At 57.0% G+C, this 22,893-nt stretch carries 24 protein-coding genes and 1 tRNA gene; 2 read left to right on the top strand and 23 right to left on the bottom strand.

What is annotated here, in order from left to right; translation table 11 throughout:
- Positions 1-223 precede the first annotated feature (223 nt).
- On the top strand, positions 224-1,288 hold the full coding sequence (locus tag PFY00_RS12275) for an Mrp/NBP35 family ATP-binding protein (RefSeq protein WP_271432840.1): 1,065 nt from the start codon (positions 224-226) through the stop codon (positions 1,286-1,288).
- Positions 1,289-1,340: 52 nt separating this feature from the next.
- On the opposite strand, the gene PFY00_RS12270 is transcribed toward PFY00_RS12275, so the two are convergent.
- From PFY00_RS12270 to PFY00_RS12195, 16 genes are all read right to left on the bottom strand, one after another.
- Positions 1,341-1,417: transfer RNA gene (locus tag PFY00_RS12270), tRNA-Met, on the bottom strand.
- A gap of 414 nt (positions 1,418-1,831) precedes the next feature.
- Complete coding sequence (locus PFY00_RS12265; RefSeq protein WP_271432839.1) at positions 1,832-3,145, bottom strand: ATPase; 1,314 nt, start codon at positions 3,143-3,145, stop codon at positions 1,832-1,834.
- Positions 3,146-3,249: 104 nt separating this feature from the next.
- A complete protein-coding gene (locus PFY00_RS12260) occupies positions 3,250-3,744 on the bottom strand; it encodes a prepilin peptidase (RefSeq protein WP_271432838.1) in 495 nt (164 codons plus the stop codon).
- A gap of 8 nt (positions 3,745-3,752) precedes the next feature.
- The gene (locus PFY00_RS12255; RefSeq protein WP_271432837.1) at positions 3,753-4,619 is read right to left on the bottom strand and encodes a tetratricopeptide repeat protein; all 867 of its coding nucleotides are present in this window, start codon (positions 4,617-4,619) and stop codon (positions 3,753-3,755) included.
- A gap of 28 nt (positions 4,620-4,647) precedes the next feature.
- Entirely contained in the window at positions 4,648-5,232 is a 585-nt protein-coding gene (locus tag PFY00_RS12250) for a tetratricopeptide repeat protein (RefSeq protein WP_271432836.1), read from the bottom strand.
- 26 nt (positions 5,233-5,258) lie between these two features.
- Positions 5,259-6,230 carry a type II secretion system F family protein gene (locus PFY00_RS12245; RefSeq protein ID WP_271432835.1) on the bottom strand — a complete coding sequence of 324 codons (972 nt, stop codon included), beginning with the start codon at positions 6,228-6,230 and terminating at the stop codon, positions 5,259-5,261.
- A gap of 11 nt (positions 6,231-6,241) precedes the next feature.
- Positions 6,242-7,204, bottom strand: a complete 963-nt coding sequence (locus tag PFY00_RS12240; protein WP_271432834.1) for a type II secretion system F family protein — start codon at positions 7,202-7,204, stop codon at positions 6,242-6,244.
- A gap of 5 nt (positions 7,205-7,209) precedes the next feature.
- A complete protein-coding gene (locus PFY00_RS12235; protein WP_271432833.1) occupies positions 7,210-8,691 on the bottom strand; it encodes a CpaF family protein in 1,482 nt (493 codons plus the stop codon).
- Positions 8,692-8,704: 13 nt separating this feature from the next.
- Positions 8,705-9,940, bottom strand: a complete 1,236-nt coding sequence (locus PFY00_RS12230) for an AAA family ATPase (protein ID WP_271432832.1) — start codon at positions 9,938-9,940, stop codon at positions 8,705-8,707.
- A gap of 226 nt (positions 9,941-10,166) precedes the next feature.
- Positions 10,167-10,853: an OmpA family protein gene (locus PFY00_RS12225; protein WP_271432831.1), complete on the bottom strand. Its 687-nt coding sequence runs from the start codon at positions 10,851-10,853 to the stop codon at positions 10,167-10,169.
- A 5-nt stretch (positions 10,854-10,858) separates the two neighbouring features.
- Positions 10,859-12,292, bottom strand: coding sequence for a type II and III secretion system protein family protein (locus PFY00_RS12220; RefSeq protein ID WP_271432830.1), 1,434 nt, complete (start codon positions 12,290-12,292; stop codon positions 10,859-10,861).
- A gap of 204 nt (positions 12,293-12,496) precedes the next feature.
- Complete coding sequence (cpaB, locus tag PFY00_RS12215; RefSeq protein ID WP_271432829.1) at positions 12,497-13,351, bottom strand: Flp pilus assembly protein CpaB; 855 nt, start codon at positions 13,349-13,351, stop codon at positions 12,497-12,499.
- Positions 13,352-13,565: 214 nt separating this feature from the next.
- Positions 13,566-13,745 (bottom strand): hypothetical protein, encoded by a 180-nt coding sequence (locus PFY00_RS12210; protein ID WP_271432828.1) that lies wholly within the window; start codon positions 13,743-13,745, stop codon positions 13,566-13,568.
- 80 nt (positions 13,746-13,825) lie between these two features.
- On the bottom strand, positions 13,826-14,005 hold the full coding sequence (locus PFY00_RS12205; protein WP_271432827.1) for a Flp family type IVb pilin: 180 nt from the start codon (positions 14,003-14,005) through the stop codon (positions 13,826-13,828).
- Positions 14,006-14,113: 108 nt separating this feature from the next.
- Complete coding sequence (locus PFY00_RS12200; RefSeq protein ID WP_271432827.1) at positions 14,114-14,293, bottom strand: Flp family type IVb pilin; 180 nt, start codon at positions 14,291-14,293, stop codon at positions 14,114-14,116.
- Positions 14,294-14,542: 249 nt separating this feature from the next.
- Positions 14,543-14,764 carry a hypothetical protein gene (locus tag PFY00_RS12195; RefSeq protein WP_271432960.1) on the bottom strand — a complete coding sequence of 74 codons (222 nt, stop codon included), beginning with the start codon at positions 14,762-14,764 and terminating at the stop codon, positions 14,543-14,545.
- Between PFY00_RS12195 and PFY00_RS12190 the strand changes: the two genes are divergently transcribed.
- Entirely contained in the window at positions 14,670-15,509 is an 840-nt protein-coding gene (locus tag PFY00_RS12190) for a lytic transglycosylase domain-containing protein (protein WP_271432956.1), read from the top strand. The two genes, PFY00_RS12195 and PFY00_RS12190, sit on opposite strands and share 95 nt — an antisense overlap.
- 9 nt (positions 15,510-15,518) lie before the next feature.
- Here PFY00_RS12190 and PFY00_RS12185 read toward each other — a convergent pair whose 3' ends face one another.
- From PFY00_RS12185 to PFY00_RS12155, 7 genes are all read right to left on the bottom strand, one after another.
- The gene (locus PFY00_RS12185) at positions 15,519-16,940 is read right to left on the bottom strand and encodes an FAD-binding oxidoreductase (RefSeq protein WP_271432826.1); all 1,422 of its coding nucleotides are present in this window, start codon (positions 16,938-16,940) and stop codon (positions 15,519-15,521) included.
- A 71-nt stretch (positions 16,941-17,011) separates the two neighbouring features.
- Positions 17,012-17,848 (bottom strand): MBL fold metallo-hydrolase, encoded by an 837-nt coding sequence (locus tag PFY00_RS12180; RefSeq protein WP_271432825.1) that lies wholly within the window; start codon positions 17,846-17,848, stop codon positions 17,012-17,014.
- A 98-nt stretch (positions 17,849-17,946) separates the two neighbouring features.
- Positions 17,947-18,531 (bottom strand): GNAT family N-acetyltransferase, encoded by a 585-nt coding sequence (locus PFY00_RS12175; RefSeq protein ID WP_271432824.1) that lies wholly within the window; start codon positions 18,529-18,531, stop codon positions 17,947-17,949.
- On the bottom strand, positions 18,531-19,811 hold the full coding sequence (locus PFY00_RS12170) for a M16 family metallopeptidase (protein ID WP_271432955.1): 1,281 nt from the start codon (positions 19,809-19,811) through the stop codon (positions 18,531-18,533). The genes PFY00_RS12175 and PFY00_RS12170 overlap by 1 nt, the downstream gene beginning before the upstream one ends.
- Before the next feature lie 20 nt (positions 19,812-19,831).
- Positions 19,832-21,220 carry a threonine synthase gene (gene thrC / locus PFY00_RS12165; RefSeq protein ID WP_271432823.1) on the bottom strand — a complete coding sequence of 463 codons (1,389 nt, stop codon included), beginning with the start codon at positions 21,218-21,220 and terminating at the stop codon, positions 19,832-19,834.
- A 4-nt stretch (positions 21,221-21,224) separates the two neighbouring features.
- The gene (locus PFY00_RS12160; RefSeq protein WP_271432822.1) at positions 21,225-21,902 is read right to left on the bottom strand and encodes an SURF1 family protein; all 678 of its coding nucleotides are present in this window, start codon (positions 21,900-21,902) and stop codon (positions 21,225-21,227) included.
- A gap of 170 nt (positions 21,903-22,072) precedes the next feature.
- Positions 22,073-22,879 carry a cytochrome c oxidase subunit 3 gene (locus tag PFY00_RS12155; protein ID WP_271432821.1) on the bottom strand — a complete coding sequence of 269 codons (807 nt, stop codon included), beginning with the start codon at positions 22,877-22,879 and terminating at the stop codon, positions 22,073-22,075.
- Between the last annotated feature and the right edge of the window lie 14 nt (positions 22,880-22,893).

Here is a 22,893-nt window from a genome sequence, read left to right as displayed (position 1 = left end):
TGTTCTCTACCTCGTTGAGGTTTTGCGTTTCGTTGAGACAAAGATGGGGTAAATGCTGCAGCTGCACAATGGTTAGCTGGGTAATGCTGCTATGCAGAAAATGCATGGCGCAGAAGCTTGATTTAGAAGCATTTTGCACAATTGAACGCCTTTCTCGTTATCTGCTCTTGCCCCCCCGGCCTAGTCACGCCACGTAAAGCGGCAGGTTGATGGGAGATCACGCATGTCAGACAAAACAGCAGCTGTAAAAGAGGCTTTGTCCCGATTGGTCTTGCCAGACGGCGGAGACCTCATTTCCCGTGATATGATTCGAGCGTTGACCATCGAAGGCGACTCGGTCCGGTTTGTCATCGAAGCGCCCAGCCCCGAAATCGCAGGTCAGATGGAACCGTTGCGTCGCGCTGCAGAAGCGGCAGTGGGACAGGTTCCCGGCGTTGCAGCAGTTTCGGCCGTCTTGACAGCGCATGGCCCCGCAGCCGCGCCGCCCAAGTTAAAATTCGGCGGCCATGCCAAACCTCAGGAGGGCGTGATGAAGCCCGCGGGGGTCAAAACAATTCTGGCCGTTGGCTCTGGCAAGGGTGGGGTTGGCAAATCGACTGTGTCCAGCAATCTTGCTGTGGCTTTGGCCCGGGCGGGTAAATCCGTCGGATTGCTGGATGCAGATATTCATGGACCCAGCCAGCCGCGAATGTTCGGACTGACCGACAAGCCTGCCAGTCCTGACGGCAAGACGATCATTCCTCTCAAGGCCCATGGCGTCACGGTCATGTCCATCGGATCAATGCTGGCCGAAGACAAAGCTGTTGTATGGCGGGGGCCCATGCTGATGGGCGCTTTGCAGCAGATGTTGATGCAGGTGGATTGGGGCAATCTGGACGTGCTTGTAGTGGATCTGCCGCCGGGCACGGGCGATGTTCAGCTCTCGCTGTGTCAAAAGAGCGAGGTGGCTGGTGCGATTGTCGTATCGACACCGCAAGACGTTGCATTGCTCGATGCGCGCAAGGCGCTGGATGCCTTTGCGACGCTTGAAACCCGCGTATTGGGTCTGATTGAGAACATGGCTGTATTCACATGTCCGCATTGCGGTGAGGACAGTCATATTTTTGGTCACGGCGGTGTGGCCGCAGAGGCCGCCAAATTGGGTGTGCCGTTGCTTGCGCAGTTGCCGATTGATCTGGACACCCGTTTGGGTGGTGATGGCGGTCAGCCGATTGCCCTCGGAGATAGCCCAATGGCTGAGGCCTATGCGCAATTGGCAGATCGTCTGATCAAGGGCGGAATCGTTTGATGCGATGCGCTCCGGTGGAGCAGACCAAATTCCGCGTCGTTTTGGGGAAAAATGGTGGCGTGGGGGAGACTTGAACTCCCGACCTAACGATTATGAGTCGTTCGCTCTAACCAACTGAGCTACCGCGCCACTCTGTGGAGCCGGTGGGTAAGGCACCGGCCCGGCATCGTCAAGCGGAAATTCGGGCCAAAACCCCGTGTATTTCTCTGCATGTGGCGTCCGGTAAACCAAGCCTGCGTTTTGGGAAAACTTGTTCCGCCTTTTGGGCAGGCAACTTGCGTTTCTACGCAGGATTTGACGGGGGATTTCAACACTTAGCGATGTGCTGGACCGTTATATGGCAGTCGAAGGCTTGTGGGCGACAAAATTGTAGACTGAAGCGCAGGCCCGGCCAATTGAACTGCAAAATTTCAGGTATTATCGCAAATCGTCGCTTCTCATGCAGGTATTTACGCAAATTTGGCGCAAATCGCCAGGAGGGTTTTGCAAAATTGGGCGCATTGTTCGCAAAACGGAAACAGTGCTCCGCGTTTTGGCGTGTCCCTATTTCACGATCTTTTCGTCTTTGACGAACATGTTTGCCCAAGCCCGGTCGACCAGTTCTGGCGTCATCTTGTAGGGAAGACCCTCAAAATCGCACACCGCAATCATTTGGTCGATCAAGAACACAGGCTGATAGTTTGCGTAGATGTTCTTGATGGTTGGGTACTTGTTCTTGAGCAAGTGAACCAAACCGGATTCGTCCAGTTGCATTTTCTTCTTCCTGGCAACCAGCGCAAAGATCTTGAGGAAGTCTTCTTGGCTTGGACCGTCGATTTTGATCTTGAAAAAGATCCGGCGTAGGGCCGCTTGGTCAAAAATCTCGTTCGGGTGAAAGTTTGTTGAAAAGATAACGAGCGTATCGAAGGGGACTTCGAATTTTTCACCGGACTGGAGGGACAGAATATCCTTGGATTCTTCCAGTGGAACAATCCAGCGGTTGACCAGTTTTTGCGGCGGTTCTGCCTGACGGCCAAGGTCGTCGACGATAAAAATCCCGCCCGTGGATTTCAGCTGAAGCGGGGCTTGATAGGTTCGGGCCGTCGGGTTGTAAACCAGATCCAGCATATCAAGGCTGAGTTCACCGCCTGTGATAACGGTTGGACGCTGGCACAGGACATAACGGCTGTCAAAGCGCGCCGTGCGCCGAAGCTGTGTGGGGTTGTGATCGTCTTCTTCGGCCGAGCTGTGAACGATTGGGTCATAAACCGTGATGACCTGTCCCGAATACTCGATGGCGCGTGGGACAAAGATCTTGTCGCCCATCGCGTCGCGAATGCCGTTGGAAATTGATGACTTACCGTTTCCGGGTGGGCCATACATCAGGATCGATCGGCCAGAGCCGACTGCTGGGCCAAGGTTGCCGATCAGGCTGTCCGGCAGGATCAGGTGGCCCATTGCGTTGGTCAGCTGGTCGCGGGTGATCTGAATGTTGCGGATCGACTGGCGCTTGACCTGTTCGCGGTAGGAGTCCAGCGGAACCGGCATGTGGCCAAAATATTCGGACTGGGCCAAAGCATCCAGAGCGCGGGCCTTGCCTGCATCTGTCAACTGGTAGGGCATTTCAGAGCTGACTTCGCCCGCTGCCCCCAAGGTGCCCATTGCTTCCAACAAACCCTGCGAACGGGCCATGTCGACCAGTTCCTGCGTAATGGGCATGGGCAGCGCGATCGCCTTGGCAAGATGTGTGATCTTGTTGGTGTTCTTGCGGAACATCGTTTTGAGAACAATGTCGCGCATCATGACCGGGGAAAGCCCCACGTCTTCCATGGTCTTTGGCGAAGGGGGCGCCATGACGGCGCTGGTTTGCATGTTCATCCTGCTCTGCCTGATTGCTGGATCGTTTCAAGCAGAATGAACTTGTTTTGTGGCGCTTTGTTGGCCACAGCGGGAAAGCTTCGGGGCAGGGGGGTGTTGCTGCGTTATCTTCCGAAAAAGATACCCATAATCAGATAGATGGCCAACGTGCCACCCAGCGCTAATCCCATTGGAAAACGCTTGCCGCTCTGCCAGCTGTGCCAATCTGGTGCCAACCTGCGCAGTGGCGACAGTTTTCCGATGCGATGGGTCACAAAGGCCGCCAGCAAATTTGCCGCGAAGAGTGCGAGCAGGAACCGCAAGTCCCCCACATGAATGAAGGGAGCCGCTGCGGCGGCGAACTTGGCATCGCCTGCGCCCATCGCGCCGCCTGCATTCAGCGCAATCCCCGCCACCAGCACCACAACGAGATGCATGTATCGCCACATGTATGCGTCGAGGGGCAGGGCGATCAATCCAACCAGTGCAAACACCAGAAAAAGAACCACAACCGTGTAGTTGTAGATCTTCAATCCGCGCATGTCGGTAAAACAGACGTAAAAACAGATGGGTAGGACGAACGGCGCAAACCAGAGCGCCGCGCTTGATGATATCAGCACACCGCGCCTCAGTTCGTGCGGGTTACGGTGGATTCCAGCGCCGAGAGGCTGCGAGCCGCGGCCTCAAAGTGCTGAGGATGCGTTTCGATTGCGTCCCGCAACAGGCCCTTGCCGATTTCGATGTCGCCGCGTTTGATCGCCGCCAGTCCAAGTGAGTGCAACAGTTCCGCGCGCTCGATCTGGCTCATTGGGATCACGGGCATAGTGTAGTTGCCCTGTGCACCACGTGCGAGGATCAGATTGTTCTTGGCCGTGAACAGGTTCCGGTCGTGGCGAATAGCGTCGTGGAACATGCGCTCCGCGCCTGCATAGTCGCCTCGGGTCAGTTTGGAGTAGCCCCAGTTGTTCAGAACCGAAGCAGGCTGCGTGGTCAGGCCGGCGGCTGTTTCATAGAAAGCGTCGGCTTTCTTCCAGTCCTTGTTTCCGTCTGCGATCATCGCTTCGAGGCGGTACCGCTTGTAGGTTTCATGGGTCGGCGGGATGGCATTCAGCACTTTTTCGGCGGCTTCCCAATCGTTTGATCGGATCAGGGCGTCTGCCAGCTGGACGCGATCTTCGTTTCCGCTGTCCTTATGTTCCACCACTTTTGCCCAGGCACGCTTGGCTTCATCGTGGCGCTTGGCGCGCACGAGCGAAAGCGACAGCCCACGCATCAGATCGATGCGGTCAGGGTCTTCTTGCGTTGCGCGCTGAAAGTAATTGACGGCTTCGTTGGGGTCTCCAACGGTCAGCATCACTTCGTTCAGGTTGGTTTCATCAACAACATTGACCCCGGCGAATTCGCGATCGACTGCTTCTTTGTCGATACCTTTTTCGCACGCGGAAAGAATGAACGCCCCTGCAATGCAGAGGGATAGTGTGATGGGGTGGCGCATGTTTCTGCGTCCTTTTACTGCTCTGCCTCTATCCTGATGTCGGCCGGATGAGGAATGACCCCCGTCCACGACGCACCAGTTTGTATTCTTGCTCTAGTTCAACACCATACAAGGAATTTTCTTGTTTTGCGAGCGCCAAGCGCAAATTGTCCCGAATTGAGTCACTTTGGCCATCATCCAGTGCATAAGCGCGCCGGAACATTTCGGCCGCTTCCGCGGTTTTGCCGCGTTCAATCAGCACAACACCCAGATTGTTCCAACCTTCGGGCCAATCCGGTTCTTCTTTTACGGACCGACGCAGCAGTTTTTCGGATTGGTTCAGGCGACCCAAGGCAAGGTTTGCCGACCCCAATGCGACCAGCACCTCGGCTGTCAGCCCGCGTTTGCCTGCCGCGCGGGTGAATGCTTCGAGAGCCAGCTCGTGTTGACCGGCTTCCATCAGGCGATGACCCACTTCCAGACCATCAACTGCTTCTCCGCGTGGATCCAGACCAGGGGCATAAACGGCGTCTTTCTTGACGCCGCCGCCGAACAGTCCGCCACCAAGAGGGCGATCACCAAAAGCCGAAGGGCCGCCCGAAGAACAGGCGGCCATTAGCAATGTGATTGTCATGCATCCCACGAGGGACAAGCGCATGGTCAGTTTCCGATATTGCCCATTTCCGTGATGCCCACCGCGGAAGGTCCGACCAAGATGATCAGCAGCGGCGGCACTGTCAGCATCATAGTCGTAAGCGTCATCTTTGTCGGCAACTGGTTTGCTTTTTCTTCTGCACGCATGACTCTTTTGTCACGCATTTCAGAGGCATAGACCCGCAAAGCGTCGGAAATTGATGTACCAAAGGTTTGTGCCTGGTTCAAAACCGTCACAAAGGACGACACATCCTGCACGCCGCAACGTTCCGACATGTCTTGCAGAACCTGCGTTTTGTCCTTACCGGCTTTCATTTCGTGGCTGATGATTTCAAATTCATCGGCCAGTGCCGGGTAGGACGCCTGAAGTTCCTTGGAAACGCGGACGATGGACTGATCCATGGACTGACCGGCTTCGACGCACACCAGCATCATGTCGAGCGCGTCAGGGAAACCGGACTGGATCTCTTCTTTGCGTTTTTCGACGCGCTTGTTGATCCAGTATTTTGGCGCCATGTAGCCTGCGGCACCAGGGCCGAGGATATACATCAGTTTTTGCTGCATGGTCGCTGTGGCGCCATCGACAAAAATGAAGAAATACAGAACGCCAACGCCCAGCAGGCCAAGACCCAGCGCAAATTGCGCGAAGTAATAGAGCTGTACCGCATCCTTGGTCCGATAACCCGCCTGCAGCAGCTTCATCCGGATCGATGAAAGTTCTTTTTCATCCTGCGGTTCAAGGAACTGGGCGTATTTGTTCAGCTTTTCGTTCTTGCGCTTGTCACGCAAAACGGCGCGCGTTTCGGCGTCCAGCCGCTGTTGACCCGTTTTCTTTAGTTTGTCCAACGGGTCAGGCTTGGAGGTCAGCATCATTGGAATAGTCGCAATGATGAGAAGTGCGGCGAGACCGGCGACGACGATAAGTGGACCCGCGGGGCCCAGCATATCGATGATCATGGTGTTAAGACTGTCAAACATTGGAAAGGTCCTTACACCTTGATGTTAACCAGAGCGCGCATCACAAAGATGTTCAGCGTCAGCATGATACCCACGATAAAGCAGGCCGGAATAAACCACGGGTGATCCAGCACCTCGTCGTAGTAGTCGGGCTTGGCCACCTGAATGAAAATCAGTGCGCCGACCGGGAAGCCGGACAGGAATTTACCGGACCACTGTGCTTCGGCTGTGATCGCCTTGACACGGCGGAACAGGCGGAAGCGGGCACGGATCACCTTGGCCAGACCTTCGAGGATCTCGGCAAGGTTACCACCAGCCTGCTGCTGAATGGCCACGGCAACGGCAAGGAAGCGCAAATCCTGCATATCGAGGCGCTCGGCCATGTGCTTTAGCGCTTCACCGACGTCACGACCGTAGGTCGATTCATCTGCGATGATGCCGAATTCGGTGGCCAGAGGGTCCTGAATTTCCTTGGAAACGATCGAGATCGCCGAACTGAAGGGGTGTCCGACCCGCAGCGAACGAACCATCAGTTCAACCGCGTCAGGCAGCTGTTCTTCGACCATGCTCAGACGTTTCTTGGCCTTGTGGTTCACCCACATATACACACCGCCAACGCCCATCATGGTTCCCATGAGCAACCGAACAGGAAGGCTTGCCTCGGTTCCGATGGAAAGCCCAAAGAAGGAAAAGACGCTGACGGCCCCCATCAGCATGATCAACTGTTGAGGTGTAAAGGCGATCGCGGCCTTTTGGGCTTTGTCTGCCAGCACGGAATACAGCGGAAGAGACCGCGATTTCATGTGCTGGTCCATCTCCTTGCGGAGCTTGGCGAGAACCTCTTCGCGATGAGAGCCCTTGTCGAGCATCTCAAGGCGGCGATTTACCTTGTTGTTCAGGCTGATCGATTTGCCAAAGGCGACCAGATAGACCCCTTCGACCAGGATCAGGACGCCGATGAAGATCATACCGTAAATGATCGGTGTTGCGGTCACTGGACTTACTCCGGTCTGAAGGGTTCGTAGATTGATGGCGGAATGTCATAGCCCCACATCCGGAACCGTTCCGAAAAGTGGCTGCGCACACCGGTGGCAGTGAAGTGGCCGATGATCTTGTTGTCTGGCGTCAGGCCGACACGCTGAAAGCGGAAGATTTCCTGCATGGAAATCACTTCGCCTTCCATCCCTGTGATCTCGGTGATCGAGGTCATCCGGCGCGAGCCGTCCTGCAGACGCGAAGCCTGAACGATCAGGTTCACAGCCGAAGAAATCTGGGACCGCATCGCTTTGAGTGGCATTTCGATGCCAGCCATCGCGATCATGTTTTCCAAACGGCTCACGCCGTCGCGGGCGCTGTTGGCGTGGATCGTGGTCATCGATCCGTCGTGACCGGTGTTCATGGCCTGCAACATATCGATGACTTCTTCGCCACGCGTTTCGCCGACGATGATCCGGTCCGGACGCATACGAAGGGCGTTTTTCAAACAGTCGCGTGGAGTAACGGCACCTTTGCCTTCCACGTTGGGCGGACGGCTTTCCATTCGGCCCACGTGGGTCTGCTGCAACTGAAGTTCCGCGGTATCCTCAATTGTCAGGATACGTTCTGCGTCGTCGATAAAGGACGAAAGCGCGTTGAGCGTAGTTGTTTTACCTGAGCCTGTACCGCCAGAAACGATCACATTCAGACGTGTCGCAACGGCGGCTTGCAGGTAGACGGCCATTTCTTCGGTGAAGGCACCGAACTTGACCAGATCCTCGATGCCCAGCTTGTCCTTTTTGAACTTACGAATGGAAACAAGGCTGCCATCGATGGCAACGGGTGGGACCATCGCGTTGAAACGCGAGCCGTCTTGCAAACGGGCGTCAACATAAGGGTTGGATTCATCGACGCGGCGGCCAACGGCCGAAACGATCTTGTCGATGATCCGCATCAGGTGCTTTTCATCTTTGAAGGTCACGTCCGAAACAGACAGCTTACCATTCTGTTCGATAAAGATCTGATGCGGTCCATTAACCAGAATATCAGAAATCGTTTCGTCCTTGAGCAAGGTCTCAAGCGGACCGAGCCCTTTGACTTCATCGTAAAGTTCGGAATTCAGGACACGGCGTTCTTCACGGTTCAGAACAATGCCGCGTTCCTGCAGCGCTTCAGCGGCAACAGCATTGATTTCTTCGCGCAGTTCCGACTCTGAAGCCTGGTCGATCGCAGCTAGGTTCAGGTTTTCCAGGAGGGCGCGGTGCAGTTCGAGCTTGATCTCGCCCAGACGCTCCTTGCGCTTTTTCTCTTTGTCCGCGGGCGCGGACTTTGCGGCAACCTTGGGCGCGGGTTTGCGCATGGCTGGCTTTGGCTTGTTGACTGCTGCAGCCAAATCGCCCGCTGCGGCCGCCATTGCATTTGCCGGGGCTTTTGCCGGAGCTTGCGCCGCGGGCTGCGGTGCCGGCTTGGGTGCCGTTTCGGCAGGTTTCTTGTAACGCGAAAACATGGATTACCCCGTCTCAGGCCGCTTCTTCATCGGCGCCGCCGATGCTGTTCAGCGTTTCGGCCAATTTTACAATTTCTTTGCGAAGCGGATTCTTGGCTGCGTGGCTTGCCAAAGGCAGACCATGATCACAGGCCTGATCCACGATCTTACCCCCGTCTGGGAACTGGATGTCGATAGAGATTCCAAGGCTTTCGGCCATACGCTTGACGCGGCTCTTGCCCTGCAAGTCAGTGAATTTCGGTGCGCGGTTCAGAACGAAACGCAGCTTTTCGAAGGGTAGATCTTCGGCTTGCAACGCCCGCTTGAGGCGCAGTGTGTTTTGAGCCGAGCGCATGTCCAGCCCGATGACTGCAAAGTAGACCTGCGCTTCGTTCAATACGGTTTCGGTCCACTGCACCAGTGTTCCGGGCATATCAACGATCACGTAGTCAAAATGCTCGCGGGCAACGTCCAGCAGTTTTTCAACTTCGCCAGCGCCCAGCATATCCAATGGCAAAACGTCGGCTGGCGACGTCAAGACCTGCATCTTGTCTTCAAAACTGACCAAAGCCTGGGCGAAACTTTCACCATCCATCGAGTCGACGTCTGACAGCAGTTCCATGACGGCTTCGCGGCGCGGCAAATCCAGGTATGTCGCAACCGACCCAAACTGCAGGCCAAAGTCCATCAGGCAAACCCGTGGGTTCTTTTCTTTGTTGGCCGTCGCCAATTCGTAGGCCAGGTTCACGGCAATCGTGCTTGATCCAGCACCGCCGGCAAGTCCTTGAACTGCAATGAGAACACCATCGCCATCGCCGCGCAGGCGTACGGTTTCGGCAGCCTCGGGTGCCGCTACGGGCTCTGGCATCCGCAGTCGCTCAACTGCGGCGGCCAGTTCACCTTCGGGCAGAGGGTAGGGCACGAATTCGTCCGCGCCGGTACGCAGCAACTGGTGCAGCGCGGCGGGCGTGACATCTTCGGCAATCAAGATCACCTTGATGCCTTTTTCCTTGGCGCCCGTGATGATCGTTCCGAGCCGGGCAATTTCCGGCTCGTCCTGTGAATCGATCGCCATCGCGACAAACTCAAGCTGCGATGCTTCTGGCTGGTTCATGAAAGGAAGGGCTTCTTCAAAACCCAGATCCCCCCAATGCTCACCAAGGATAAGCTCCATATCCTCGATCAGCAGATCGAATTCCTGCACGTCCCTGCTGATTGTGCAGGCAACGATCGGTGCAAGATCGTCTTGCGTCGGTGCAGTGCTGGTCATTCGCCTTACGTCCTTTGCTCTTGCGGCACCGGACCGTGGTATGGCTTTGAAACAATTTACCCACCCGTGTCCGGACCACCCGCGCCCTTTTTTGCGGGCGCATTGATCCTCTGAAAGCGACTTTGAATGGGAAAGGCGGCAACATTTGGGCCAAAAAACCGAAATTGTACGGTTTTTCTAGACGGTCCGGGCGCAGGTTGCCGATCAGCGCCCGGGTCTTTTCACATTATTCTGTGGTGATGAAGTCGCTGCCCTTGATGCCGGTCAGAACCGTAGCGGGCTGTGCAGAGCGCACGTATTCGCGATAAATCACTTCTGCGTATTTGCCGTCCAACAGAGCAGGGTGCCCGGCCACAAGACCCGAAACTTCGGTCACTGTGCGACGATTGCGGCGTTCTTTGCCTTCGGTCACGATCAGAGGCTGCGTTTCTCCGAAAGAAACCAGCGCTTCGAGGCGTGAACGCTCAACACCCTGTGACACAAGGTAGTTTACGACCGCTTTCGCACGACGAAGACCAAGGGCCTTGTTGTAGCCGTTGCTGCCGACTTTGTCGGTGTGACCGTAGACGCGGAATGTGATTTCCGGGAACTGGCGGATAAAGTTGGCTTGCTCACGCAGTGTATCACGCGCGCCGGCATCCAGCGCCGCGCTGTTGAAGGCAAAGTTCACGGTTGTCATGACTTCGGACGCAAAGCGCTGAGCCATGTCATAGGTGAACTGCTTTTCGCCGTTCTGATACTGCGTGTTGTTCATTGTGGCGTGACCAAAGTCACCCCCGTCGACCAGCGCGCCCGCTTCGTGGAAAAACTGGTTGTTGATCGACGCAGAGTTTGAATTCGTGCAGCCCGCAAGCAGAACACCTGTACAGGCGATCGATGCCAACACGTTGATTTTATAGTGTTTCTGCTTCATGATCCTCAATCCATCACATAGCCGTAGGAGCCGTTGAAATCCTGCTTAGCCACTTCGCCAGCGGCACCCTTTTTAGGGGCGCGGCCGTCTTGTGCGACGCGGCCGAACAGGAACAGGTCTTTTTCGGTGGGCGGGCGGACCCGATCGGTTGGAAGCGCCAGTGCCTCACCCTTGGTTGGTGTAACCAGGTGCGGCGTGACGATGACAACCAGTTCAGATTGCTCGCGTGTGTATTCCGCGCTTCGGAACAGAGCGCCCAGAACCGGAATGTCGCCCAGCCATGGCACCTGACCATTCAGGTCACGGAAGTCATCCTGAAGAAGCCCGGCAATGGCAAAGCTTTCACCGTCCCGCATTTCCACGGTGGTTTGTGCTTCGCGGCGGCGGAAGGCCGGTACGGTGATCGTTTCGAATTCGAACGTATTGTCGAAATCAAGCGCCGATACCGCAGCTTCCAGCTCAAGATTGATCAGATCGCCATCAACCACGCGCGGGATGAAGTTCAATTCAACACCGAATGGTTTGTATTCGATGGAAATCGTTCCGCCCTGCTGTGCAACTGGGATCGGGAATTCGCCACCCGCGAGGAATTTCGCTTCCTGACCAGACAAGGACACCAGATTTGGCTCGGCGAGTGTTCGAACTACGCCTTTTTGTTCCAGTGCTTCAAGCAGAATGCCTACTTCGAGGCCGCCTGCATTAAAGCCAAACAAAACAGCACCTTGCGATGCGTTTGATCCAGACTGCGGGTTCAGTTTTCCGACAATCGTATCAACGTCGGCCAATGGGGCCGCGTTGCCTGTGCCGATTTCCAGACCGAGGTCGCCGCCCAGAACAGATCCGCCTGTGCCGACCGAGGCGCGCAGTGTTTTTGCGACGGACCGGGACATTTCTGCAAACCGAACCTTGAGCATGACCTGCTGAATGCCGCCGACGCTCATCAGGTTCGAAACGCGCTCTGGCGCGTAGCGTTCGGCAAGATCCAGAGCCCGCTGCATGCGCATCGTGCTGGATACTGTGCCGGAAAGAACGATGCCATCATTGGCTGTACGCACTTCAATCGCTTCGTCGGGAAGGATCTGGCGCAGCCGCTCTTTGAATTCGGTCACGTCTGCCGCGACACGCACATCCACGTTTGTAATGAGCTGCCCCGCAGCATCCAGGATGGTCAGCGTTGTTGTGCCGGGCGCTTTGCCCAGAACATAGATCGTGCGATCCGACAACGAAGAGATATCTGCGATCGCCGGGTTGGCGATGCTCAGCTCTGCGAAAGGTTTCTCGCTTTCCACCACGACCGCTCGGTTCATCGGCACACTGAGCACCGATTCCGTTCCTGTTCGAACCACGCGCAGAGTTTCTGCCTGTGCGTGATGTGCTGCAGGAACAGCAGCCATGGTCAGCCCAAGCAGGGCCGCCTTCAAAAATCTGTCAATTTTCATGTGACCTGCCTCTCGATCACGCCTCGTTGTACAGGTCTAGCGCCTGCATTTCGTCAAACCATGCGTCAACTTTGGTTTTTATGCAAGAATCAATGACTTCTGGATTGGGATTTATGTGGATAACCCGCAACAGAGGCTTTTACGTCACGGAAACACAAACAGGGCGCCCCGCGGGACGCCCTGCCGTATCTCTTTGCTTTTGTGTTAGTTCGTGCAGGGGATTGGAACTTCGATCCGCTCACCGCCTTTGTTGATGCGGGTGGTGCAGACTTCGAGTTTGCGTTCCACTTTCTGCTCCTGACGTTCAATTCCGAGCAGCGACCGCTGGTCCACTTCGATGACTTCGGCCACCGTATCGTCGTTGAAGGACATCAAAGACAGGGACAACCGTCCTGTGCTCTGCGCTTGGGCCAGACCGGCGACCTGCTGGGGCGTCGCTGCAACGGTGACGGTGCGGGCAATGGTTGCGTCCACGTTGTCGGCGTTGGCCATCTGGTCAATCGCAACGAGACGTACACCGGTTTCGATCAGCTTGGTCACATCACCTTCGGGCAGATTGGGATCGTTGCCCGGTATCCGGCCTGTCCAGTATACGTCAACCCGGTCGCCGGGGCGGAGGAAGCCCGAAACACCTGTGGCTACGTCAACTTTAATGGCAAAGGCGCGCTCACCGCGCTTAAGTCTGGATGTGATTCCGGCGTCGCCACCCGGCTCACTGACCTTTACATCGAGAAAGGCCTCGAATTTTTCCATCGGGCGAACAGCCACGCGCGGACGGTCACCGGCAACGAAGACAGGGTTCTCTTCACCAAAGTGGCCATCTGGCAAAATCTCTTTGGGCCATGGTGCCAGCTGCACATCTTCTTCCAGGATCTCTTCACCATAAGCGATTGCCCGTGTGGTTACGTAGATCGAAGTTGTATCGACGGCTTTGGTTGCCTTTTCGCGTTCCACGGCCAGCGCGTTTTCATAGGCGCCGATGTAGTTTTGCGCCATGTAGACTGCAAAACCGGCCAAGCCGAGCCCAGCAATCAAGACAAGTCCAAATACAAGTCGCATTAGTCACCTCTAGGTTCATGGTGCAAACCCGCGAAATGCGGGCGATTGTTCAGGGTTTATCGACGTATTGTGGCCAAAACGTGCCGTTTCCGCGGTGCTTCCAAGAATTAGGATTCTAACTGGAACGTGCGGAACCGGACCCTAAAAATAAAAAAAAGGCTGTTCCCTTCTGGGCCAGCCTTTCTCGCGTAGTCATGGGACCGTTTCTGTTAGATCAGAAATCGTTTTCCGCTGCGATCGCGCCACCGGCAGATGACATCAGTGCATTGGAGTTGTCTTCAATCACAAAGAACGAGATCGCGGACATTCCAACAACTGCGGCTGTGATAACAACCCAGTCAACTGTGACTGCACCTGACTGATCTTCGCGAAAAGCTTTCAAGAAGCGTAACATTTTCGAACCCTTTCCTGCTCTTGGTTGGGTGATCCCGAGCCAACAAAACGGCTCGGGACGAAAGCTTGCGCGAGAAAGACTTAGAAGTCGTTTTCTGCTGCCACTGCACCACCGGCTGCGGTGATCAGAGTGCTGGCGTTTGTCTCGATGGTCGAGTACGCGGCGATCGCCAGGCCAACAACAGCTGCGGTCAGGACGACCCAGTCAACAGTTACGGCGCCGTCTTCGTCTTTGCGGAATGTGTTCAGGAAGTTCATCATTGTATCTCTCCAGATAGCCCCAATTGGGGTATGTTTTGTATGCCCCAGCTTGGGGAATGCCGGCGCGCCGAGCGCGCCGACCCGTGCGGCGATTTCGCCGCGGAAAACTTAGAAGTCGTTTTCTGCTGCCACTGCGCCACCGGCTGCGGTGATCAGAGTGCTGGCGTTTGTCTCGATGGTCGAGTAAGCGGCGATCGCCAGGCCAACAACAGCTGCGGTCAGGACGACCCAGTCAACAGTTACGGCGCCGTCTTCGTCCTTGCGGAATGTGTTCAGGAAGTTCATCATGGTTTCTCTCCGTAGATAGGTTTTTGCTCACGTTCACCGCCTCGTCGTTGCCCCGGGTCCTCTCTCACAAGCCCGGCGTCGTTGCGGTATGGGGAGTTATAGACTTCGGTTTGAGGCAAGAGTGTGACACGAATGGTTTGATTTTGGCGTTTATGCAGGGCAAATGAATGAACTTCGCAAGTCACTGATTTAATTATTAAATAATTGAAAAAATTGGTTAATTTCTCGAAATAGACGGGTTTTCCGCGCCTATTTGTGGCGGTCTCGTTCATGATTTGGCAACGATACTGGTAATAAATCGCTGTTTGTGCGAAAATCGGAAAAAAACAACCCTAGGCAGTGATCGAGCAAACCCATGGGATTCATTAAAATTGTGATGGTTGCGTGCTGCGCAGCCTTGGCGAGTCCTGCAAGCGCCGAAGAACCGGCGCCTTTCAAGGATTTTTCAGCCAAAAGGATCAAGGTGCCCAAGAAGGGTGTCGGCAAACGCATCACCGTTCAGATCGCGCCGCGCGCAAATCCAGCGGTTGCCCCGCCGCCCAAAGCGGCGCCTGCGCCCCGAGCTGCAACAGCTGCCGCAGCCGCGCCCAAAAAGGGCGCGACGAATATCGGGACATACGCATGGTATTGGCAGACCGTCTCGCCTGATCTGGCCAGTTCGGGCCCGGGCCGTTTGTCTACGGCGCTCTCGGCGCTGAACAAGGGGCCACAGGGACAGTCGGTTGCCGCGCCGCGTTTGCAGTCTCTTCAGGACATCGCTGCCGCGCATGGGCGCGACATTCTTTTGGCGACAGTCGGAACACGCGTTTCCCCGGCACTGGCATTGGCCGTTATCTCTGTTGAATCGGCTGGTAAGAAATCAGCGGTCAGCGGCGCGGGTGCGCAGGGGCTGATGCAGCTCATGCCGGCAACCGCCGAACGCTTTGGCGTGAAAGACAGCTTTGACCCCGTTCAGAACATCAAAGGCGGGGTCGCCTTTCTTGATTTTCTCATGGAGAAATTCGAGGGCGATCCGGTTCTTGTTCTGGCTGGTTACAATGCTGGCGAAAATTCGATCCCCAAACACGGGGGCGTTCCGCCATTTGCTGAAACCCGCGATTATGTGCCCAAGGTTCTGGCCGCATTCCAGACTGCCAAGGGGCTTTGCATGACACCGCCGGAACTGGTGTCAGATGGTTGCGTCTTTCGTGTTTCATCAAAACTGGCGTCGAACTGACGGATAGTCTTAGCCCGTCGCTGGCAATACGGCACCGGGGTTCATGATCCCATCGGGATCCAGCGCTTGCTTAATGGCGCGCATAGCCGCCAGTTTCGCGGGATCGCCATATTTCTGCAGATCTCCGACCTTGAGCCGGCCAATCCCATGCTCGGCGCTTACGGATCCTCCCATTTCATGGGCGAGATCGTGTACCAGAGTTTTGATCTGCTCACGCTCGGTAACGTGGTCATCGCGAGATTTTCCGGGAACCGGAAAGACATTGTAGTGCAGATTGCCGTCCCCAAGATGCCCAAAGCAGTTGATCCGCCATTCGCCCAGCCGTGCGAGCGCTGGTCCTGCCTTTTCAATGAAATCCGGAATGCATCCGAGGGGCAGCGAGATATCGTGGCTGGAAACCGACCCGATCTTTCGGTTGGCCTGAGGGAAGTTTTCGCGCAGCGCCCAGAATTCGGCCGCTTGCTGATGGGATTGTGCGATGAGACCGTCCGTGACCAAGCCTGCTGATACCGCCTCTTCGAACAACAACTCAAGGCTGGCTTGCGGGTCGAGCCCGCGTGGAAGCCCCAGTTCGATCAGGACACACCATTCCGGGGGTGACTGCCAAGGTTGGCGGATCTCGGGCAGGGTTTCCGCCAGAAAATCAAAACCGGTTCGGTGGAGCAGCTCAAAGGCGCTGATGTTCTCTCCCAGTTGGGCGCGCGCCAAGGCGAGCAGCGACAGAGCGATCTTGGGGCTTGGCACCATCAACAGGGCTGTTGCGTTGCTGTGCGGTCTTGGCTGAAGCTTGAGCGCGGCGGCTGTAATCAATCCGAGCGTTCCTTCGGCACCAATCAGCAACCCGCGCAGATCATAGCCCGTATTGTCTTTGCGCAACCGCTTCAGCCCATGCCAGATCGTGCCATCCGGCAAAACAGCCTCGAGCCCGAGCACCTGGTCACGCGCGTTCCCGTAACGCAGAACATTGACGCCGCCTGCATTGGTGCTGAGCAGACCGCCGACGCGGGCAGACCCTTCGGATGCGAGTGACAGAGCAAATAGTCTGTCAGCTTCTTGGGCCGCAGATTGCACGTCGGCAAGGATCGCTCCGGCTTCGACGATGGCCACATTCTCTTCGGGATAGAGAGCGCGGATTTTTGTCATGCGATCTGTTGCGATCAACAACGGGGCGGGGCCGTCTTGCGACACTTGTCCGCCAACAAGCCCGGTGCCGCCACCATAAGGAACCAGGCCAACACGCGCTTTGGCGCAAAGGGCCACCAATTCTGCGGCTTCATCCGTGTTACGTGGCAAAGCCAGCCAGCCCGCGTTGCCTGTCCAGCGACCGCGTGGTTCTTCGCGGTGGCGCGCTTCGGTGCGACGCAGTGTGTCCGCAGGAAACCGGGCCTGTACCATTTCGGCAAAGGCATCATCAGCGGGGTTGAGTGTCATGTCTGCTCCGGACTGTTTTCTTGCTGATACCGCAATCGGTCATCTTGACCAAGCGGGGCTTTGACGGCCGCCTAGTCGCGTTCGGACAGCCACCGAGGCTTCAGAACGACCACGGTTGGGCGCTTTGGCAGATCACGCAGGGAAATCTCGATTGACGCACTGTCGCGAACATCAACGGCAAAACTGTCAGAGATGTCGCTGAGGAATTCGCCAAGCCCGTACTCTGAAAACCAGTGCATCGGAATGATGACCGAGCTTTTCATGCGGTTGAGCATGGACACGACGGTGGGCAAGGGCAGGGTGTAGCCGCCATCAACAGGAACCATGACGACGTCCAAACGTCCGATCGCTGCGTATTGCGCGTCGCTTGGTTCATGATGCAGATGCCCCAGATGCCCGATGCACAGACCTTCGACTTCGAAGATGAAGATGGAATTGCCGCGCTCTTCGGTGCCGCCCCATTGGCTGCGTATATCCGTAGACACATTGCGCACCAGCATCTCACCCAGATCAAGATGGTGCTCGATCCCTTCGCCGTGGGCCTTTCCCCAGCCGGGCAGAACATGCGGAATAGCTGGATCGGGCGAGGCCGTCCAATGCGTGTCGTGGGCATGGTTCATTGTAACGACATCCGGGATCAACGGGGTATTGCCGATAAAACCGGTGTAATCGGTCACGGCGCTCAGGCCGCTGCCGGTCTGCAATAGAAATGATGCATGCGCGATATAGTGCAGCCGGACCGAGAACTCTGGCACCGGGTCTTTCCAACTGGCCTTGTGTATATACTGCAGTCCGGGCGCGCGATCGGCGATCGCGATGCAATGGCTTGGGCGTCGGTCTTGTTGTTGCGCCTCAACAGGCGCAGCAAGAGTGAGCGAGATCAGGGCAAGGCAGATCCAGCGAAGCATGGCAGGGCTCCTTTTGCGATGCTTCGAAAAGGGTAGCACGAATCCCGCCTTTGCCCAGAGCGCTAAGATTGCAGGCACGCGCAATGGGCCGTCGACCGCTAGCCGACGTTGGTGCGTCCACGTCGGTCCGTGCGCAGCGCTGCATAAAGAACGTGGGTGCGCCAACGACCGTTTATTTGCAGATAGCTTTGCGCCACGCCTTCATATTTGAAACCGGTCTGTTCTAACAAACCACGCGATGCAACGTTTTCAGGAAGACACGCTGCCTCGATCCGGCTGAGCTGCAGTCGTTCAAAGGAATGATGCACCATGGCCGCAATCGCTTCGGCCATATAGCCGCGCCGGGCATAGCGTTCGCCAATCCAGTACCCTAGGGTCCCGGCCTGCGCCGGTCCACGGCGTATGTTGTCCAATGTGATTGCCCCGATCAGGCTGTCATCATCGCGCCGCACCAGAAACAGCGGAACAGCCGTACCGGCATGGATCGAGCGGGCCGCCCAATAGACCCGGTTGGTAAAGCCACGCCTCGAAAGATGATCGTCGGCCCAGGTCGGCTCCCACGGTGTCAGAAACTCGCGGCTTTCGCGGCGCAGCGTGGCCCAGTGTGTGAAATCGGCGTGCGACGGCGGACGCAACGACAGGCGTTCGGTTTCAAGCCGTAACTTGCGCCGCAATGTCAGCATCAGGCCGCCCTGCGTCCTTCGATCTGGGAAAGATCAGGCGCGCCCGCAATTGGGCCATAGAGCGCCAAAGCAGCCTTGGCCTGTGTCGCCTGTTTTTCCGCATAGTCGCGCAGACCATCCAGCGTGACCGCGTCAATCTTTTCGACGGTCCGTGTGATTGGTGGGACTTCGCCCCAGATCTGGATCATACGCGCCATACGTTCGGCGCGGGAAGACGGGCTTTCCAGCCCCATCAGCAATCCGGCTTTCATCTGGGCGCGGGCCCGGTCCAGCTCGGCGATGGACATATCGGATGCGGCCCGTTTCATTTCGTCCACGGTCAATTCCAGCAAGGCTCCGACCTCTTGGCCCGAGGTGCCAGCATAGATCGTTGTCATGCCGGTGTCCGCATACGCGCCGCATTGCGCGAAGATGGTGTAGCACAAACCGCGCTTTTCGCGGATTTCCTGAAACAGGCGCGACGACATCCCGCCGCCCAAAGCGCCCGCATAGACCTGCGCCGTGTAAAAATCTGCGTCCCGATAGCCCGGCGACTCGAAGGCCAATGCCACATGGGCCTGCTCAAGGGTCTTTTCCCGTCGCGCTTCGCCGCCAACAAACTGTGCTGTCGCCGCCGCAAGCCCGGGCCGGGGGGCAAGATGACCGAACAAGGATTGGGCCTGTTCCACCAGCGCCGCGTGATCCACAGCACCTGCCGCCGAGACGATCAGCTGTTCAGGGCCATAGTGCTCTGTCACGAAACCGGACAGGTCATCACGCCCATAGGCTTGGACACGGGCGGCCTCGCCCAGAATAGTCCGGCCCAATGGCTGATCGGGATAGGCCTGTTCCTGCAACCAGTCAAAGATCACATCGTCAGGTGTATCGAGGGCCTGACCGATCTCTTGCAGGATCACATGCCGTTCGACTTCGATTTCGCGCTCGTCAAAGACGGGGTTCATAAGAATGTCGCCAATGACGTCCAGCGCAAGCGCTGTGTCCGGCTGCAAGACCCGCGCATAATAGGCCGTGACTTCGCGACTGGTGTAGGCATTGATATAGCCGCCGACGTCTTCGATGGCTTCCGCGATCTGCAACGCGCTGCGGGTCTTTGTGCCTTTGAACGCCATATGCTCCAGAAAATGCGCAATGCCGTTCTGTTCAGCGCGTTCATGGCGTCCGCCTGCAGCAACCCAAACGCCGAGTGAGGCGGATTGCAATCCGGGCATCGCTTCGCTGACGACGCGCACGCCGTTGGGCAGGGTGGTCAGCTGGACCGCTGTGGTGGCCTGCGCAGGCATGGGGGGCGCCGATAGAGAAGTCACGTTTTGATACGCTCCTGAATGAGGGATTCGAGGCTGGCCAGATCGTTGTCGACCCGTGTTACCCGTTCTGATCGCTCATATAGGTCTGCCATGCGGTTGGGAAGAGGCGGGCGAATGCCACTGGCCTTTTCCACCGCGTCCGGGAATTTCGCAGGGTGCGCAGTGGCCAGAGTGATCATGGGAACATCCGCCGCGCGCTGCGCTTCGGCCACGGCCACGCCAATAGCCGAATGGGGGCAAAGCAATTCGCCCATGCTGGTGTTGGCCTTTGTGATCCAGTCCAGTGTCTCTTGTTCTGACACCCGGCCGCTGTCGAAATGTTCCCGCAGCGCTTCCAGAGCACCCTGGCTGACACTGAAACCGCCTTGTTTCAACTCGTCCATCAATTGCGCAACCGCGCCGCCATCGCGCCCATAGGCGTCAAACAGGGCGCGTTCGAAATTCGATGAGACCTGAATGTCCATGGACGGGCTGATCGACGGCTCGACGGTTCCGGTCTGATAGGCCCCGGTTTTCATGCAACGATCCAGAATGTCGTTCTGGTTGGTTGCGATGACCAGCCTGTCGATGGGCAGTCCCATGCGCTTGGCGATGTAGCCGGCAAAGATGTCGCCGAAGTTGCCTGTCGGAACCGTAAAGCTGACGGCGCGATCCGGTGCGCCCAAGGAAACGGCCGACGAGAAATAGTATACCACCTGTGCCAGAACACGCGCCCAGTTGATGCTGTTGACACCGGCCAGCCGCACGCTGTCGCGGAACTCGAAATGATTGAACATGTCCTTCAGCCGCGCCTGACAATCATCAAAGCTGCCGTCTAGCGCCAGCGCATGCACGTTGTCTTCGGGGGGGGTCGTCATCTGGCGGCGTTGTACTTCGGACACGCGGCCATGGGGGTACAGAATAAAGACATCGACGTTCTTGAGCCCCTTGAAGGCCTCAATCGCGGCGCTGCCCGTGTCTCCGCTGGTGGCGCCGACAATGGTCACACGTTCACCGCGCCGTTCTAGCGCCTCTTGAAACAGCTGGCCAATCAGCTGCATGGCAAAATCCTTGAACGCCAGCGTCGGGCCATGGAACAGCTCAAGCAGGAAATGGTTGGGAGCCAGTTGCACCAGTGGAGCGCGCGCGCCATGGCCGAAACCGGCATAGGCCTTGGCAATCAAATCAGCAAAGACCGCGTCGGAGAATCCGTCACCCACGAAAGGCCGCATCACGCGAAAGGCCACCTCTTCATAGCTTTGCCCCTGCATGGCCCGTATGTCATCGATGCTCAGCTGCGGGATGCTTTCGGGTACGTACAAGCCGCCGTCCCGTGCGAGACCGGACAGCATAGCCTCTTCGAATGACAGGGCTGGGGATTGTCCACGGGTCGAGATATAGCGCATAGCTTCAGCTTTCTTTGCCGTTTACGCGGCGTCTGATCCAGACGCCGGTCATCAAGAGCCAGACCGCAGCCAGTGAAAACCACGTTATGGCGTATTGCAGGTGATCGTTTGGAATGCCGCCGGTGTCCACAGGCAGCGGCGTAATGTGCCCGTCACTGGGGCTTGCTTGCCGCACCACGACCAGCAGTGGCTCGGTTTGCAGAGCTTCGGCCATCTGTGCGACATCGCGGGCGAACCATGTATTCTTGTCCAGGTCGTTTTCCGGCGTGGCGCTGCTGCGCTCGTCTGGCCAGAGCAGGTTGCCCGCGATGCTGACCGGTCCGGCAAACAGCGCGGCATCCTTTTGGTCCACACGGGCAAAGCCGCGGTCCACCAGAACGCGGCGACCGTCGTCAGTCTGAAGAGCGCTGATGACGCGCCAGCCCGCGCCTTGCCGCTTCACTGACACCAGAACGAATAGTGCTGTGTCTTCCAGTGTCCCGGAAACAGCCAGCGGCAGGTATTGCTGTGCGGATGGCTCTATGACACGGGGCAGGGGCTGCGCCTCGCCGGCAATGGTGGTTTCGATTTCGTTCAGGATGCCGCGCTTCCAGTCGAGACGCTGCATTTGCCAGGTGCCCAAAGCCACCAGGATGCCCGCGCCAATCAGGCCGATCAGGATAGGGGCAAGGATGCGTTGCATGAAACCTCCGACGTGGTTCCGGGTTTAGCGCAGAACACGGCAGGCGCAAGCTCCGTGCGCTTCTTCTTTTTTCAAATACGCAAAAAACCACATCTGCCAAAAGCAAAACGCCCGGGCTGGACCCGGGCGTTTGCAATGTCGAAAGTCCGGTTTGATCCGGCAGATGCCTATCAGCCACCCCAGACGTAGACGGCTGCAAAGAGGAACAGCCACACAACGTCAACAAAGTGCCAGTACCAAGCAGCGGCTTCGAAGCCGATGTGCTGCTCAGGCGTAAAGTGGCCTTTCATCAGGCGCAACAGGCAGATGAACAGGAAGATCGTGCCGACCACAACGTGGAAGCCGTGGAAGCCTGTCGCCATGAAGAAGTTGGCGCCATAGATGTTGCCTGCAAAGCCAAAGGCTGCGTGCGTGTATTCATAGACCTGGAAAACGGTGAAGATCGCGCCCAGAGCAATCGCAATGATCAGGCCCCACTTCATGTCTTCGCGGTTGTTTTCATGTACCAGCGCGTGGTGGGCCCATGTGGCCGCGGCGCCCGAGCACAGCAGGATCAGCGTGTTGATCAGTGGCAGGTGCCACGGGTCAAAGGTTTCGATCCCTGCGGGTGGCCATACACCGTCGATCGCGGGGCTGATGCCGTCGGGGTGCATCGGGTACATCGCGTGTTTGAAGAAGCTCCAGAACCAGGCGAAGAAGAACATCACCTCGGACATGATGAACAGGATGAAGCCATACTTCAGACCGATGCGGACAACCGGTGTATGGTCGCCGATCTGGCTTTCGTCCACCACTTCGGACCACCATGCAAACATGACGTAAAGAACGGCTGCAAGACCGATCAGGAACATCCATGGGCCGTTTTCCTGCATCCACATGACGGCGCCGAACAGCATGACAAAGCCGCCAACCGCGCCGACAAGTGGCCAGATAGAGGGGTTGAGAATGTGATAATCGTGGTTCTTAGCGTGTGCCATCGGTTCCCTCGTTA

The sequence above is a fragment of the Thalassococcus lentus genome (genome assembly GCF_028023555.1).
Lineage (GTDB): Bacteria > Pseudomonadota > Alphaproteobacteria > Rhodobacterales > Rhodobacteraceae > Thalassococcus_A > Thalassococcus_A lentus.
Note: the sequence above shows the minus strand (reverse complement) of the source record. Positions and strands in the feature narration are given on the sequence as shown.